Origin of the sequence: Dickeya zeae NCPPB 2538 (assembly GCF_000406165.1) — a bacterium.
GTDB lineage: Bacteria > Pseudomonadota > Gammaproteobacteria > Enterobacterales > Enterobacteriaceae > Dickeya > Dickeya zeae.
On sequence record NZ_CM001977.1, the window covers coordinates 1,917,535 to 1,933,629 of the forward strand.

General features: G+C 57.2%; 16 protein-coding genes. 10 read left to right on the forward strand and 6 right to left on the reverse strand.

What is annotated here, in order from left to right; translation table 11 throughout:
• The first annotated feature begins 62 nt into the window (after positions 1–62).
• The 5 genes from DZE2538_RS08365 (at position 63) to DZE2538_RS08385 (ending at position 6,322) form a co-directional block, all read left to right on the forward strand.
• Complete coding sequence (locus DZE2538_RS08365; protein ID WP_023639523.1) at positions 63–1,328, forward strand: 4-aminobutyrate--2-oxoglutarate transaminase; 1,266 nt, start codon at positions 63–65, stop codon at positions 1,326–1,328.
• 21 nt (positions 1,329–1,349) lie between these two features.
• Positions 1,350–2,810 carry an NAD-dependent succinate-semialdehyde dehydrogenase gene (locus DZE2538_RS08370; protein WP_038913850.1) on the forward strand — a complete coding sequence of 487 codons (1,461 nt, stop codon included), beginning with the start codon at positions 1,350–1,352 and terminating at the stop codon, positions 2,808–2,810.
• 322 nt (positions 2,811–3,132) lie between these two features.
• The gene (locus DZE2538_RS08375; RefSeq protein ID WP_023639525.1) at positions 3,133–4,164 is read left to right on the forward strand and encodes an ABC transporter substrate-binding protein; all 1,032 of its coding nucleotides are present in this window, start codon (positions 3,133–3,135) and stop codon (positions 4,162–4,164) included.
• A gap of 34 nt (positions 4,165–4,198) precedes the next feature.
• A complete protein-coding gene (locus DZE2538_RS08380) occupies positions 4,199–5,470 on the forward strand; it encodes an ABC transporter permease (RefSeq protein ID WP_038916080.1) in 1,272 nt (423 codons plus the stop codon).
• Positions 5,471–5,503: 33 nt separating this feature from the next.
• Positions 5,504–6,322: an ABC transporter permease gene (locus DZE2538_RS08385; RefSeq protein ID WP_023639526.1), complete on the forward strand. Its 819-nt coding sequence runs from the start codon at positions 5,504–5,506 to the stop codon at positions 6,320–6,322.
• Between the two features lie 82 nt (positions 6,323–6,404).
• Here DZE2538_RS08385 and DZE2538_RS08390 read toward each other — a convergent pair whose 3' ends face one another.
• Positions 6,405–7,304 (reverse strand): LysR family transcriptional regulator, encoded by a 900-nt coding sequence (locus tag DZE2538_RS08390; protein WP_038916081.1) that lies wholly within the window; start codon positions 7,302–7,304, stop codon positions 6,405–6,407.
• A 99-nt stretch (positions 7,305–7,403) separates the two neighbouring features.
• On the opposite strand from DZE2538_RS08390, the gene DZE2538_RS08395 reads away from it, so the two are divergent.
• A complete protein-coding gene (locus tag DZE2538_RS08395) occupies positions 7,404–8,006 on the forward strand; it encodes a glutathione S-transferase (RefSeq protein WP_038916082.1) in 603 nt (200 codons plus the stop codon).
• Positions 8,006–8,863 carry a pyridoxamine 5'-phosphate oxidase family protein gene (locus DZE2538_RS08400; protein ID WP_038916083.1) on the forward strand — a complete coding sequence of 286 codons (858 nt, stop codon included), beginning with the start codon at positions 8,006–8,008 and terminating at the stop codon, positions 8,861–8,863. The genes DZE2538_RS08395 and DZE2538_RS08400 overlap by 1 nt, the downstream gene beginning before the upstream one ends.
• A 45-nt stretch (positions 8,864–8,908) precedes the next feature.
• Here DZE2538_RS08400 and DZE2538_RS08405 read toward each other — a convergent pair whose 3' ends face one another.
• Positions 8,909–9,688 carry a DeoR/GlpR family DNA-binding transcription regulator gene (locus DZE2538_RS08405; RefSeq protein WP_038916084.1) on the reverse strand — a complete coding sequence of 260 codons (780 nt, stop codon included), beginning with the start codon at positions 9,686–9,688 and terminating at the stop codon, positions 8,909–8,911.
• 113 nt (positions 9,689–9,801) lie between these two features.
• Between DZE2538_RS08405 and hisN the strand changes: the two genes are divergently transcribed.
• From hisN to DZE2538_RS08420, 3 genes are all read left to right on the forward strand, one after another.
• Complete coding sequence (gene hisN / locus DZE2538_RS08410; protein ID WP_038916086.1) at positions 9,802–10,593, forward strand: histidinol-phosphatase; 792 nt, start codon at positions 9,802–9,804, stop codon at positions 10,591–10,593.
• 75 nt (positions 10,594–10,668) lie between these two features.
• The gene (locus DZE2538_RS08415) at positions 10,669–11,847 is read left to right on the forward strand and encodes an MFS transporter (protein WP_050568667.1); all 1,179 of its coding nucleotides are present in this window, start codon (positions 10,669–10,671) and stop codon (positions 11,845–11,847) included.
• A 28-nt stretch (positions 11,848–11,875) separates the two neighbouring features.
• Positions 11,876–12,685, forward strand: coding sequence for an HAD family hydrolase (locus DZE2538_RS08420; RefSeq protein ID WP_038916087.1), 810 nt, complete (start codon positions 11,876–11,878; stop codon positions 12,683–12,685).
• Between the two features lie 83 nt (positions 12,686–12,768).
• Here the strand turns inward: DZE2538_RS08420 and DZE2538_RS08425 are convergent, their stop codons facing one another.
• Genes DZE2538_RS08425 through DZE2538_RS08440 form a run of 4 tightly spaced genes read right to left on the reverse strand, consistent with a single transcriptional unit; the run spans position 12,769 to position 15,876 of the window.
• Positions 12,769–13,686: an aminotransferase class IV gene (locus DZE2538_RS08425; protein ID WP_023639534.1), complete on the reverse strand. Its 918-nt coding sequence runs from the start codon at positions 13,684–13,686 to the stop codon at positions 12,769–12,771.
• A gap of 9 nt (positions 13,687–13,695) precedes the next feature.
• A complete protein-coding gene (locus DZE2538_RS08430; protein ID WP_038913857.1) occupies positions 13,696–14,478 on the reverse strand; it encodes an amino acid ABC transporter ATP-binding protein in 783 nt (260 codons plus the stop codon).
• 43 nt (positions 14,479–14,521) lie between these two features.
• Positions 14,522–15,196: an amino acid ABC transporter permease gene (locus DZE2538_RS08435; RefSeq protein ID WP_012884550.1), complete on the reverse strand. Its 675-nt coding sequence runs from the start codon at positions 15,194–15,196 to the stop codon at positions 14,522–14,524.
• Between the two features lie 8 nt (positions 15,197–15,204).
• Positions 15,205–15,876, reverse strand: coding sequence for an amino acid ABC transporter permease (locus DZE2538_RS08440; protein WP_038904190.1), 672 nt, complete (start codon positions 15,874–15,876; stop codon positions 15,205–15,207).
• Positions 15,877–16,095 lie beyond the last annotated feature (219 nt).

Here is a 16,095-nt window from a genome sequence, read left to right on the forward strand (position 1 = left end):
AACATCGTAACGTCAATCGTCAACCCTTATTGGGTGGTGTGTTCATCGAATCGGAGCGGAAAATGAGTAACAGCGAATTGAATCAACGTCGTTTGGCCGCCACGCCGCGTGGCGTGGGTGTGATGTGTGATTTCTATGCCGACAAGGCAGAGAATGCCACCCTGTGGGATGTTGAAGGGCGCGAGTATATTGATTTTGCGGCCGGGATTGCGGTACTGAACACCGGCCACCGTCACCCTAAATTGCTGGCGGCAGTACGTGAGCAGCTGGAAAAATTCACCCACACCGCCTATCAAATCGTGCCTTACGGCAGCTATGTGGCGCTGGCGGAGCGTCTGAATGCACTGGCACCGATCGCTGGCCCGGCCAAAACGGCCTTCTTCACCACTGGGGCCGAGGCGGTTGAAAACGCAGTGAAAATTGCTCGCGCTTACACCAAACGCCCTGGCGTGATTGCCTTTGGTGCGGCGTTCCACGGCCGTACGCTGCTGACCCTGACGTTGACCGGTAAAGTGGCTCCGTATTCCACCGGTTTCGGCCCGTTCCCTGGGTCCATTTTCCATGCGCTGTACCCGAATGCCCAACACGGCGTTACGGTAGAACAGGCGCTGGAGAGCATTGATCGCATTCTGCATACCGATATCGGTGCCGATCAGGTCGCCGCCATTCTGCTGGAGCCGGTACAAGGCGAAGGGGGATTCAATGTGGCACCGCCGGAATTCATTAGTGGTGTGCGCCAGTTGTGTGACAAATACGGCATGTTGCTGATTGCCGATGAAGTACAGAGCGGCTTTGCCCGTACCGGCAAGGTGTTCGCGATGGAGTATTACGACGATAAAGCGGACCTGATCACCATGGCGAAAAGCCTGGGCGGCGGCTTCCCGATTTCCGGCGTGGTAGGGCGTGCCGAGGTGATGGACGCACCGGGCCCCGGCGGGCTGGGTGGGACTTATGCGGGTAACCCGCTGGCGGTGGCCTCAGCACTGGCCGTGCTGGATGTGATTGAAGAAGAACAACTGTGCCAGCGTGCCCAACGCCTTGGCGCTACACTGGTTGAAGCGCTGGAGCAGGCGAAAACTGCTAACCCGGCGATCGCCGATATCCGTGCCCGCGGCTCGATGGTGGCGGTGGAGTTTAATGACCCGCAAACCGGCAAACCGAGCGCGGAAATCACCAAAAAATACCAGCAAGCGGCGCTGGAACAAGGGCTGCTGTTACTGACCTGCGGTACGCATGGCAACGTGATCCGTTTTCTGTATCCGCTGACCATTCCGGATGCCCAGTTCAGTAAAGCACTGTCTATTCTGGCCCAGGTTCTGGCGAAGTGAGATGTGAGCGAAAAGGTAGCTATGCAACTAAAAAATAAAGCGTTATTCCGCCAGCAATGTCTGATTGGCGACGAGTGGCAAGACAGCCATAACGGCGCTCGCCTGAGCGTGAACAACCCGGCGACCGGTGATGAACTGGGCAGCATTCCGCTGGTTACGGCGCAGCAGACTCAACTGGCGATTGCGCAGGCTGAGCAGGCGCTGGTGGCGTGGCGTCAGCGTACCGGTAAAGAGCGTGCGGCACTGATGCAGGCATGGGCGCAATTGATTCGTGAGCATCAGGACGATTTGGCGGCGATCCTCACCGCTGAACAGGGGAAACCGCTGGCGGAAGCCCGTGGGGAAATCGCTTACGCTAATTCGTTTATCGACTGGTTTGCTGAAGAGGCTAAGCGGGTGGAAGGCAGTGTGTTGCAGTCGCCGCAGGCCAATCAACGCCTGCTGGTGATTAAGCAAGGCATCGGGGTATGCGCAGCGATCACGCCGTGGAACTTCCCGGCGGCAATGATTACCCGTAAAGCGGCACCCGCGCTAGCGGCTGGGTGCACCATGATAGTCAAACCGGCGGAGCAGACACCGTTCACCGCACTGGCGCTGGCGGAGCTGGCGCTACAGGCGGGCATTCCTGCCGGTGTGTTGCAGGTGGTGACTGGCGAAGCCGCCTCGGTGGGTAAAGTACTGTGTGATAGCCCGGTGGTGCGCAAGCTGAGCTTTACCGGGTCTACCGAAGTTGGCCGCATTTTGATGGCGCAAAGTGCGCCGACGGTGAAAAAACTGTCGCTGGAACTGGGTGGCAACGCGCCGTTCATCGTGTTTGACGACGCTGATCTGGAACTGGCGATAAAAGGCATTCTGGCGTCCAAGTTCCGCAACAGCGGGCAGACCTGTGTTTGCGCCAACCGCATTTATGTTCAGCGGGGTATCTACCCGGCACTGGCTGCACGGCTGGTGGAGGAAGTGGAAAAACTGAACGTGGGCGAGGGGACGCAACCCGGCGTGACGCAAGGCCCGCTGATTGATCAGGACGCGGTCGGCAAGGTCGAATTGCATATTAGCGATGCCCTGGCCAAAGGGGCGACGTTGCTGACCGGCGGTTCACGCCATGCGCTGGGCGGCACGTTCTTTACGCCGACGGTGATAGGTGGCGTAACGCGCGAGATGCGGTTTGCGCGAGAGGAAACATTCGGGCCGGTGGCACCGTTGTTCCCGTTTGACGATGAGGCGCAGGCGGTGGCGATGGCGAACGACACCGAGTTTGGCCTGGCAGCCTACGTCTATACCCGTGATGCCATCCGCCAGTGGCGTGTGCCGGAAGCGCTGGAGTACGGCATGGTCGGCATTAATACCGGCCTCATTTCTAACGAAGTCGCCCCGTTTGGCGGGGTAAAACAGTCGGGGTTGGGACGCGAAGGCTCACGCTTCGGCATTGAGGAATACCTGGAGATGAAATATCTCTGCGTTGACCTTACCCCATCAGCCTGACGACGGATGCAGTTGGATGAACAAGGATGTTCATGTCAGGAACGGTCGGGCCAGTCTGGTGCAGCTCGTTAACCGATTGCACCATAACAAGGCAAATCAACCACCGGCTGTCGCAGTCAAAAACAGGCTATCAGATTAAAAATAACACCAGCACTGTGCAGATTGCACAGCGTAGGACTTCCACGGCTCCATCCGGCAGTTTTTAATCCAGTCGATAGAAACTGGCATGAAAACTGCTATACAGAATGATGTCATACATCAAAAAAATTAAGGGTTTTCCCCTTATGGACATACGTTGACTACTCTCTTTAGGAGCCAGACCATGTTGAAAAAATTTGCACTATCCGCTCTGCTCGTTGCCATGGCCTCCCAGAGCTGGGCTGATAATCTGACCGTGATTTCCTTTGGCGGCACCAATAAAGATGCACAGGATAAGGCGTTTTATAAGCCGTTCCAGGCCGCAGGCAAAGGCACGATCGAAGCCGGTGAATACAATGGTGAAATGGCTCGTATCCGCGCAATGGTGCAGACAGGGCAGGTTGGCTGGGATGTGGTGGAAGTGGAAGGTCCGGAACTGCTGCGTGGATGTAACGAGGGACTGTTTGAACCGCTGGACTGGCAAAAGCTGGGTCATCAGGCCGATTTCGTTAAAGGGGCCGTCTCTGAATGCGGTGCCGGGATTTTCGTCTGGTCCACGGTGCTGACTTACAACGCCAATAAATTACAGCAGGCCCCCAAAAGCTGGGCTGATTTCTGGGATGTGAAAAACTTCCCCGGCAAGCGCGCGCTACGCAAGAGCGCCAAGTTCACGCTGGAAATCGCCTTGTTGGCCGATGGCGTGAAGCGTGAAGATGTCTACACCGTGCTGGCGACTCCGGCGGGTGTCGATCGCGCGTTCAAAAAACTCGATCAGATCAAATCCAATATTCAGTGGTGGGAATCCGGTGCTCAGCCGTTGCAGTGGCTGGTGGCTGGGGATGTGGTCATGACCTCTGCCTACAATGGTCGCGTAGCCGTGGCGCAGAAAGAAAAACCGGGCATCAATATCGTCTGGAAAGATGGCCTGTACGATTTGGATAGCTGGGCGATTGTAAAAGGCTCCAAGCATAAAGCGCTGGCTGAACAGTTTATCGCGTTCGCCAACCAGCCGGAAAACCAGAAGGTGTTTGCTGAAAACATCGCTTATGGGCCGACCAACAGCAAAACCACCGCGTTACTGAGCCCGTCCATCAGCAACAACCTGCCAACCGCCCCGGATAACCTGGCGCAGTCTGTACAGGTCGATACCGAATTCTGGATTGATCACGGCGAAGAGCTGGAACAGCGCTTCAACGCCTGGGCTGCCCAGAAGTAATCCTGAACCGGTATTGAACAAGGAGAGCACGCTTATGTCCCAGAGTGAGATGTTGAAGGCTGAACCGCCAGTCGGTAATCAGGAAGCTCGCACCAGTCTGAAACAGCAACTGCGTCAGGCGCAGGCCCGCTATCAGAAACGGTCGCTGTTGCTGATAGCACCCCTATTCCTGTTTATTCTGGTCAGTTTTCTGTTCCCGATACTGTCGATTCTGGGCAAAAGCGTGTCTAACCCGGACTTGCGCGTCAGTATGCCGATGACGGTGGAGGCGATGCGGAATTGGCCTGGCAAAGCGGTGCCGGATGAAAGTGTGTTTCGCGCGCTGGTGAGCGATCTGCGCAATGCCCGTAGTACCGGGCAGGTCGCCACGATCACCAAGCGGCTGGGGTATGAAGATAGCCAGTACCGCACACTGATTACCCGTACCCTGCGTAAACTGCCGTCGGATGAACAGCCGGGGCTGCGTGAGCAACTGATCGCCGAACAGCCGATGTGGGGTGAACTCAACACCTGGAAAACCATCGAGCGAGCGTCAAGTCCGTTTACCAGCTATTACCTGCTGGCGGTGTTTGACCATAAGGTCGACCCACAAACCGATAAGGTGGTGGCGCAACCGGCGGATCAGGCACTGTATGTTGATGTATTAATACGCACGCTGCTGATGGCCGGTGTCGTCACGCTGCTGTGTGTGGCATTGGGTTATCCGCTGGCTTACTGGCTGGCAAAACAGCCGGATAACCGCGCCAATTTATTGATGATTCTGGTGTTGCTGCCATTCTGGACTTCGTTGATTGTGCGCACCGCCAGTTGGATTGTGTTGTTGCAATCCGGTGGGTTGATCAACCGTTCGCTGATAGGTCTGGGCATTATTGATGAGCCGCTGGTGCTGGTGTTTAACCGCATCGGTGTCTATATCTCGATGACCCACATTCTGTTGCCGTTTTTTGTGCTGCCGCTGTATGCAGTGATGAAAGGTATTTCGCCTAACTATGTTCGGGCGGCGATTTCGCTGGGTGCGCATCCGTTTCTGGCGTTCTGGCGGGTGTATGTGCCACAGACTTACGCCGGGGTGACGGCCGGTGCGTTGCTGGTGTTCATGATGGCGATCGGCTACTACATTACGCCAGCGTTGCTTGGCGGGCCTGGCGACCAGATGCTCAGTTATTTCGTGGCGTTTTTCACCAACACCACCATGAACTGGGGAATGGCGGCCGCGTTGGGGACGCAACTGTTGGTGATCGTGGTACTGCTGTATGTGGTGTATATCCGTGTGACCCGCACCGACGCCGAAGCGGCGGCGCGTTAAAAGAAGGAGCAAGCGATGAAACCGATGAAGGAAATGAGACAACAGGGATCGCAGCTGTTGCGGATGTGGAATGGCTTCTTCAATTTTTATGGCGCGGCGATGTTGCTGTTTCTGATCGTGCCGGTGCTGGTGATTGTACCGCTGTCGTTTAATGCCGGGTCGTTTCTCAGCTACCCGTTGGCCGGATTTTCCCTGCGCTGGTATCGGGAGTTTTTCCATTCCAGCGAATGGCTTGGTGCGTTGGGCAACAGCCTGCTGATCGCGCCGCTGGCGACGATACTGGCAACCGTATTGGGCGTGCTGGCGTCGGTGGGACTGGTTCGCGGTGAGTTTCGCGGCAAGTCATTGGTGATGGCGGTACTGATTTCACCGATGATCGCCCCGGTGGTGATCGTGGCCGTCGGGATGTTCTTCTTCTTCGCCAAGCTGTCACTGCTCAATAGCTACATCGGGTTGGTGCTGGCTCATGCGGTGTTGGGGGTGCCATTTGTGGTGATTACCGTCACCGCAGTGCTGAAAAATTACGATCAGAACCTGACTCGTGCTGCCGCCAGCCTGGGTGCGCCGCCGTTGCTGGCGTTTCGTCGGGTAACCCTGCCGCTGATAGCCCCTGGCGTTTTCTCTGGCGCACTGTTTGCGTTCGCCACCTCGTTTGATGAGGTGATTGTGACGCTGTTTCTCGCCAGTCCTCGTCAGCGTACATTGCCATTGCAGATGTTCGCCGGGATCCGCGAAAACCTTGACCCGACTATCGCTGCCGCAGCGACGATGATGGTGGCAGCCGCGCTGGTGCTGTTGGTGGTGATGGAAGTGCTGCGTCGTCGTTCGGAGAAATTGCGCGGCGGGCATTGATTCCAGCAGTGGATAAGCGCCATTGTTGACTATGGGTATATGACCTCTGCTGCGATGATGGCTACGGTACTCGCCGCAGCCATCATATACCTTTACCTTCCTGTAATCTTTCCTGCAACCGCTCGCAGGCAAACTCCCAGAACGCCCTCACCCGGCGAGGCATCAGCTCCCGATGCGGCGCAACCAATTGTACCGGAAGAGGAGCAGGTTCCCATTCCGGCAGCAGATGAACCAGCGAGCCGTCACGAAAATCGTCCTCCAACTGGTAACTGAGCAAGCGAACGATGCCATAACCCGCACGGGCCGCTACACACTGTGCTTCTACGTCATTGGTGATCAACCGTGGAGAGATGGGGACTTTGACCATCGCCCCATGTGCGTCAAAGCGCCACTCAACGACTGGCAGCAGCGCTCCGGCGATCACATCATGGTGAGCCAAATCGCACGGCTGTACGGGTGTTCCCCGTGCTGCAAGATAAGCCGGGCTGGCGGCCAGCATGCGGCTAACACTGCCGACCTGGCGGGCCACCATTGATGAGTCTTTCAGGTCGCCAATACGTACCGCCATATCCAGACCTTGCTCGATCAGGTCCTGATTATGGTCGTTGAGCAGTAGTTCTATCTGGATATCCGGGTGCTGTGATAGAAACGCCATCACCACTGGTGTGACGTGACGACGACCGAACTGTACCGGTGCGGTCAGACGTAACATACCGCGGAGTTGGCTCTCGTTAGACTCTTGTACTGCCTCCTGATAATCCTCCAGCAGCATGCGGGCGCGTTCTGCCAACCGGAGACCGGCTGGGGTTGGGGCAATTTTGCGGGTGGTGCGTTCCAGTAAGCGCGTGCCCAGTCGCTTCTCCAGCGCCGCAATGGCGCGGGTGACGGCAGGGGCTGAGCGGCGTAACTGACGTGCCGCGGCACTCAGACTGCCTTGACTGACCACGGTAGTAAAAATAAGCAGCTCATCAAGACGGTCCATTATTATTCCATAAAGTGAAATTATCTATTTCATCTGGCAGGGATTCACATTACTCCAGGAAAAAGTAGTCTGGCAACAGAACTTCACAGGAGAAAAAACATGTCCCGTTATTTGTATGCTACGCCGTTGTCCGGTCATTGCCATCGTGTGTGTCTGCTGCTGAACATGCTGGCGTTACCTTATGAGGTCATTCCTGCGCCTGCTGACGTGCGTACCGGTGCAGAATTCAAACGTCTTAATCCATTCGGCCAGATTCCTGTATTGGTCGATGGTGAGGTCACGCTGGCCGACAGCGCTGCCATTATGGTGTATCTGGTCAAACGCTATGCGCCGGGTAGCCACTGGTTGCCGGATGATCCGCAGACTGCGGCGCAAATTTCCCAGTGGCTGGGCAAAGCCGCTGGGGAGATTCGTTATGGTGTGGCATCGGCGCGGTTGATCCGGCTGTTCGGTGTTGATGAAGACTATGATTCCGCGGTGCGTGTAGCGCAGCGTTTCCTGCCTCAGATGGACGCCCACTTGCAGGTGCGCGACTGGCTGGTGAGTGAGCAGCCGACTATCGCCGACCTGGCTTGCTATGCTTATGTCGCGGCGGCACCGCAAGGCGGCATCACATTGGCGTCCTGGCCGTCAATCAGGTCCTGGCTGGCGCGAGTGGAGGCGTTACCCGGCTTTGAACCATTGCCGGAACCGGGCGCGTAATGATGAGCTTCCACCCTGATGAACGTCGTGCGCAACAGCGTGCAGGCTTTTCCGTCTCTTCGGCTGCAATTCGTGATGCGATGCCGATACAGCACCAACAATTTTTCGCTGGGTTACGGTTGTTTTTTATTGCTACCCGCGATCGGAATGGGTGGCCGGTGGCAACGGTCTTATCGGGTACACCTGGCTTTTTATCAACGCCGGATGCGCGCCAGTTGCTTATTGGGTCCATGCCAACCGAGTCAGATCCGCTGACGAGTGCTCTACATGTCGGTGGTTTGATAGGCGGTCTGGGGATCGATTTTATGACCCGGCGTCGAAATCGGGTGAACGGTGTTATTGACGCGCTGGACGCAAAAGGGATCAGGTTGGCGGTGCGAGAGAGCTTTGGCAACTGCCCGCAGTATATCCGGCAGCGATGTCTAATGCCGCTGGTTGGCACCGAGACGACTTGTCAGGTACATGACGGTGTTGACGATGATGTCAGGAAGGTATTGCAGCGTGCGGATACCGCCTTTGTCGCCAGCTATGGTTGGAATGGCATGGATATTTCTCATCGTGGGGGGCCAGTTGGGTTTATCCGTTATCGGGATGGACGACTGTGGATACCTGATTTTCGCGGCAACCGTTATATGAACACACTGGGTAACCTGTTGGCTGAACCCCGCGCCACACTATTGATCCTGGATTGGGTGAGTGGTGATCTGTTGCAGATTCAGGGTGATGCTGCCATTCATTGGGAACAGCATGATGAAGCTAACGAAGGGGAACGCGCTGAGCGCTACTGGTCGTTGCGCCCTTATCGTGTATGGCGGCTGGGGCCGTTGCTGTCAGTGTGTGGCCCCGATAATAGCTAAGCGAGAAATCAGTGAGAAGCTCATCGTGTGCAGGTTGTGCCTGTTTTACGGCGTGTCGGCAAACCGTATAGTCATTTTTTTGTCGCGAAAAGGCGCGAGCTTATCTGGCTCGATGGTCGCTTCCACCACCAGTGTGGCGATGTCTTCACAGGGGATGACATGGTAACGGGCGATGGCCGGGAGTTTGTCCGAGGTCATCGCCACCACAACCTCGTTGCTCTTGCCCACCGCCGCGTGCTTGAACTCGGCGTCTTCATAGTCAAACACCGTTAGCCCTTCGCTGGCATCCAGTGCGCAACCGCCCAGAAAACAGAGATCGAAATAGATATTCTCCAGCTGCTTTTGCGGTGTGATACCCAGTACGCCGCCGGTGCGGGGCTGTACTCGTCCACCGAGCATAATCACCTCCGCGTGGGAGGATTTCATCATTTCCAGCGCGATAGCGGGCGAGTTGGTGACGACAGTGACGGGCAACGTAGGCGGGATCGCCCGGGCGATGGCGAGGTTGGTCGAGCCAGAATCGATAAATACGCACTGATTCGCCTGAATCAACGCGGCGCAGGATTGCCCCAGCCGGTCTTTCGCGTCGCTGTCGGCAGTGGCCCGGGTAATAAAATGCCCGTCAGCCGGTGCCAGGCTGACCGCGCCACCATATACCCGCTTGCATATCCCTTCACGCGCCAGTTCCTGCAAATCACGCCGGATGGTGTGTTCCGATACCTGTAATTCTTGCGACAGTAACGTACAAACCACCCGACCTTCCTTCGCTAATCGATCTCGGATCAACGATTGTCGTTGTTCAGGAAAAGATGCATAATCGAGCATAACCAAGCCTTATAATTAATTTAATCGAGCATAACGAGCAAAATTAATCACTGGGACGCCGAATTGTCAATCAAATAGTGGTGATGTGCAGCCTATCGTAAGGGGTGAATACCATGAGTCAGTCATTACCCGATATCGCATTCTTCCATCGTCTGGCTGACGCTGCCAGTCAGCAAACCTTGCCGCGCTTTCGTTCGCAGCAGAATCTGCACGTCGGTAGTAAACCCAAAGAAGGGTTTCGTTTTGATCCGGTGACGGATGCTGACCGGGAAGCGGAGCGGGTGATTCGGGCGCTGATTACCGAACACTACCCGGATCATGCGATCATGGGGGAAGAGTTTGGCGCAACAGGCAGCGGTGATATCCAGTGGGTGCTAGATCCGGTCGATGGCACCCGGCCGTTCCTGTGTGGGCTGCCAGTGTGGGGCACGCTAATTGGGTTGTTGTATCGCGAACGTGCGGTGATGGGGATGATGAGCCAGCCGTTCACCGGCGAAGCCTTTTGGACGGATGGCGAGCACGCCTGGTACCGTGGTCCACAGGGTGAAGGCCGACTGGAAACCCGCAAGAACGTGTCGCTGGAACAGGCTATTTTGCACACCACATCGCCAGAACCTATCGAACGCCATCCGCAAGTCCACTTTCGGGCTCTCACCGAGCGCACGCTAATGACCCGCTACGGTGGTGAATGCTATGCGATGGCGATGCTGGCGGCCGGGCATATCGATATCTGTCTGGAGTATTCGCTGCAACTTTATGATATTGCAGCGTTCATCCCGATTGTGGAGCAGGCTGGTGGCGTGGTAACCACCTTGCAGGGCACACGGCCGGAAGCCGGTGGGCAAATACTGGCGACGGGGTGCCCACGCTTACACGAAGATGTGCTACGGATCCTGAATGGGTAACGCCGAACACGTTAACAGGCCACATGCGTCGCAGTGGTCATTGGTCTATTTCTTTCTCATGAGACGATATCGTTTATGCAACCGTTGACGGACTCCCAGACGCTTTCACCTTTAACTGCCCCGTTGTTTGATGAACCGGGACGGCGCGAACAACGTGCAACGCGCGTGATGTTTTTTTTAGCCGGGTTTGGTACGGCTGTTTGGGCGGCGCTGGTGCCGTTCGCCCGGCTAAATACCGCCGTGGATGACGGCATGCTAGGCCTGCTGTTGTTGTGTCTGGGGGGCGGCGCGCTGGTGGCGATGCCGCTAACCGGCATGCTGACCACGCGCTTTGGCTGCCGTAAGGTGATTTCGCTGGCGGTATTGCTGTTCTGCCTGATCTTGCCGTGGCTGGCGGTGATCCCGAGTGCGGCGCTACTGGCACTGGCATTACTGATCTTCGGTATCGGGGTTGGTACCACCGACTGTGCGATGAACGTACAGGCGATTTTGGTGGAGAAGGCCTCAGGTAAAGCCATGATGTCCGGGTTTCATGGGTTTTACAGCATTGGCGGTATCGTCGGTGCCGGGGCGATGAGCGGCATGATGTCGCTGGGGCTGTCGCCGCTGGTGGCGAGCCTGATCAGCGTGGTGGTGATGGTACTGTTATTGCTGACGCATCTGGCCGGTTTGCTGAGGTACGCCAATCCGCCGGAAGGCCCGGCGTTTGCTATCCCCCGCGGTACGGTACTGGTGCTGGGGTTGATCTGCTTTGCGGTGTTCCTGGCGGAAGGCGCGGTGCTGGACTGGAGCGCGGTCTTTCTGACCGAATACCGCGGCATGCCGGATGCGCAAGGTGCGCTCGGTTTTGCGTGTTTCGCCGCCACCATGACGCTCGGTCGTCTGACCGGTGATCGGGTGATAACCCGACTGGGTGCACAGCCGGTAGTGATGCTCGGGGCTGCGCTGGCAGTCAGCGGGCTGATGCTGGCGGTGTGGGTTCCGTACTGGTCGGTCGCGTTGCTCGGTTATGCGCTGATTGGGTTGGGGTGTTCCAACATTGTGCCGGTTATGTTCTCGGCCATCGGGCGTCAGACCAGCATGCCGCAGGCAGCGGCGGTGCCTGCGGTCACCACGCTGGGTTATCTGGGAATATTAGCAGGGCCTGCAAGTATCGGGTTTATTGCGCATCACAGCAGTTTGTCGGCCGCGTTTCTGGTGGTGGCGACCCTGCTGGCACTGGTTGGGCTGAGTGCCAAAGCGGTGAAGGTCTAATGGCTTGGACACAGGATGGAGTAGAGTGATGATTAAGCTGATTATTACCGATTTGGATGGTACGTTTCTTAATCGCTATGGCGAGTTCAATCGGCCACTGTTTGACGAGGTCAGAGCGTTGATGCAGCGCAAACAGGTGCAGTTTGCACCCTGCACTGGCAAGCAGTGCGACCGGGTTGAAGAACTGTTCGGCGCACCGGCGGCGGATTTCTGGATCCTGGGTGATAGCGCCACTCGTATCCGACACCGGGGTAAGTACGTCTACCAGTCGCTGATCGACAATGCGCTCGGCCAGGAGATGATCGCCACGCTGGATGCGGTGAATCGGGAACATGTGATTATCGCCTGCACCCCAGAGGGGGCGGTGCTGAAAGACTCGCTGCCACCGGCAATGATCGAGAAAGTCAAAAAATCTTACACCACCGTCCGACTGGTGCCGGATTTCAACGTTGTACGGGACGATTTTGTCAAAATCACCCTGTTCGATGAAAAAGGGCGTTGTCATCAGACTCGAACTCATCTGACGCCTTATGACTCCCGCGCGTATATCGTGGTGTCTGAAGCCGCCTGGATAGATATCGCCGATGTCGGTGTACATAAAGGCAGCACGGTGGCGCGGTTACAGGACATGTTGCAGGTAACGGCGGAAGAAACCATGGTGTTCGGCGACGGGTTGAACGACATTGAACTGATGCGTTGTGGCGACTATAGCTTCGCCATGCGTAATGCGTTTGAGGAAACCAAGGCCGCCGCCCGCTTTATTACCGGCTCCAATGACGACGACGCGGTGATGCACACCATCATCCGGCTGCTGGCATTGCAGCCAGACAGACCATAGCGTCTACATGATAAGCGGGGCACGGCGCTAAGGCGGTAGTGTGTACTGAAAGCCGTTTCCCGCTAACACCGTTTCCCGCATCGTTAGCCTGCAATGAATGCCTGGTACCACTGTCTGATCTGTTCAGTGACAGTGCGGTTCGCCGCCTCAAACTCCCGCCCATCCAGCTTACGCACGGGCGTAATGCCGGCCAGCGTGCCAGTGACAAAGGCTTCGTCGGCCGTCATCGCTTCTGCCAGCGTGAAATCATCCACCCGTACCGTCAGACCGTGGGCGCGCGCCAGATTGATAACCGTCTGGCGGGTGATACCGTTAAAGCAATAGCGGCCGCTGGAGGTCCAGAGTTCGCCGCGCCGTACGATAAAAAAGTTGGTGGAGTTACAACTGGCGACAAAGCCGTGTGGGTCCAGCATCAGTGCTTCGTCAGCCCCGGCGTCGAGAGCTTGTAACAACGCCTGAATCAGATTCAGGCGACTGTGGGAGTTAAGTCGCAGGTCGAACACATCCGGCGTGCTGGTGCGATAGCTTGAGGTGAACAGCGCCAGTCCGCGCAGCTTCGCCGTTTCATCCACCACTTTGTATTCCGCCACGCACACCACCGTTGCGCCGCCGAGGATAAAGCGCGGGTCCTGATTGGGGGTGCTTTTACGCCCGCGGGTGATCATCAGCCGCAGGTGCGCGCCGTCGGTCATGCCGTTGATGACCAGCGTGCGTTGCATAATGTCGATTAGCTCCGCGCGGGTATGGCCGATATCCAGCCGGATGGCGGCGGCACCCGCCAGCAAGCGATCCAGATGGGCATCGAGGGAGATCAGGCGGCCATTGACCAGCCGCAGACCTTCCCACACGCCATCGCCGCAGACGTAACCTGAATCAAATACCGACACCACCGCCCGCGAGCGATGCACAAATTCGCCGTTGACGTACACCTGCACGTCGTCATTGCGGGTATCGTGCCGGTAAGCCTGGCTGCTGACGGCGGAAGAGGAGGAAGCGCTCATGGTGACTCCTTAAAACGCACGTTCGGCGAAGCGGGCCAGAAACGCCTGCGTACGGGGTTGTTGAGGATGGCGCAGTACCTGCTCGGCGCTTCCCATTTCGTGAATAACGCCGTCGGCGATGAAGATAACCCGGTCAGCGAAGTGCCAGGCGAACCCCAGTTCGTGGGTCACCAGCAATAAAGTACGGCCCTCGTCCGCCAGGGCGCGAATGGTATGCAGCACTTCGCCCACCAGTTCCGGGTCGAGCGACGAGGTGGGCTCGTCAAATAGCATGATCTCCGGTTCCATCGCCAGCGCACGGGCAATCGCCACCCGCTGTTGCTGGCCGCCGGACAGATTACTGGGGCGGGCGTTAAGCTTGTCCGCCAGCCCGACTTTCTCCAGTTGCCGACGGGCGATGACGTCGGCTTCGGTACGCGGTAGTTTTTTTACCGACAGCAGGGCTTCCTGCACGTTTTGCAGCACGCTCTGATGAGGAAACAGGTTGAACTGCTGGAACACCATGCCGACACGCTGGCGCACCGCGCACAATTGCTTTTCTGGGTAGCGCCGCGTACCGTCCGGCATAGGGTGCCCCAGCACGTCTCCGTCCAGTTCGATAGTGCCGCCGCTCGGCACTTCCATGAAATTCAGGCAGCGCAGTAAGGTACTTTTGCCAGAGCCGCTGCCGCCGATAATAGCGATTTTCTCCCCGCGTCGTACATCCAGGTCGATGCCTTTTAGCACCGGCTGACCGTGAAATGCTTTGGTCAGCCCGCGCAGCCGTAAAACGATATCCTGTGAATCAGTCATAGGTGGTTACCGGGTTAATAAGAATTACCGGGTTGATAAAAAGCTACCGGGTTGATAAAGGGGAACGCCAGCGCCGCTCCAGCCGTGCGGCCAGATAGCTGCCGGGCCAAATCAGCACAAAGTAGAACAGCGCCACCACGGTGAGGATCTCAAGCGGGCGGTACGTGTCGCTGCTGAGCAGCCGCCCCTGATACATCAGCTCATTGACCGCCAGCATCGACGCCAGCGAGGTGACCTTCGCCAACTCGATCAATCGATTGGTCAGCGCGGGCAACATGCGCTGCAACACTTGCGGCAGGATCACGCGGCGTAGCGCCAGCGGATAAGACATACCGAGCGCTTTGGCTCCTTCCCACTGGCTTTGCTCCATCGATTGCAGACCAGCGCGGAAGATTTCGGTGCTGTAAGCGGCGGTGTAGAGTGTCAGTGCCAGCACCGCCGCGCCAAAGGTGCTGAGCTGTAGGCCGGTCAGCACCGGCAGGGCGTAGTAAAACCAGATCAGTTGGATTAGCACCGGCGTATTGCGAAACAGTTCGACGAACGCCATTACCGGCAGACGGACGGCGCGGCGGCGTGCGGTGCGGGTGATGCCCAGCGCCAGGCCGAGCAGGGTGCCGCCGATGCCCGCCAGCAGCCACAATTCCAGCGTGACGCCCAGCCCGCGCAACAGGACCGGCAACTGTTGCCAGATAAAGCCAAAGTTCCATTGATAGTGCATCGGCGACCTCACTGTACACGGGTGTAGGACAGTCGCCGCTCGGCGTACTGGCTCAGCAAGCTAAGGACAAACAGCAGCGTGAAATAGAGCAGCGCTGCCAGGCTGTAAATTTCCAGTGGGCGGAAGCTCTGGCTGTTGATCTGCATCGCCTGATACAACAGCTCGCCGTAAGCCAGTGATGACGCCAGCGAGGTGGATTTGATCAACTCGAACGAGCGCTCAATCAGCGGTGGGATCATGCGTCGCAACGCCTGCGGCAGGATAACGCGGCGCAGCGCCAGTGGGCGCGACATACCGAGCGCTTTGGCCCCTTCCCACTGCCCCTCAGCAATCGACAGGATGCCGCCGCGGTAGACTTCGGCGTAAAACGCGGCCGACTGCGCCGACAGGGCGGTTACCGCCGCGGCGAACGGCGACAGGGTCAGCGGACTGATGACCGGCAGTGCGTAGTAAATCCAGAAAAAATGCACGATAGCGGGCGTGTTGCGGTAAAAGCCGATGAACAGGTGAGCGGGCAAGCGCCACAGCCGGGTGGACGACAGTTTCATCGTGGCCAGCAGCACACCTGCCAGCATCCCGATGAGAATGCTGGTAAAGCCGATGCGGACTGTTCCCCATAACCCGTCCAGCAGCAACGGCCACCAGTGTGGCAGGGCGGAAAAATCCCATTGATAACGCATGTGTTTTTCCCTGATAACGCCAATGGCGTACGAATGGTGATGTCGACTACGATATGGTTATATCGATGGTATTTTTTATATTCTCAGCATCTTAGCAGCCGAAAAATGTGATAAGTAAATGCTAAAAAAGCGGATTGATAGCCGATTTTTAGCTAAGGAAAGCGGGAAATTCGCTGAAGTTGCGGGCAGAAAAATCGGGCTGCCGATGACAGCCCTGAT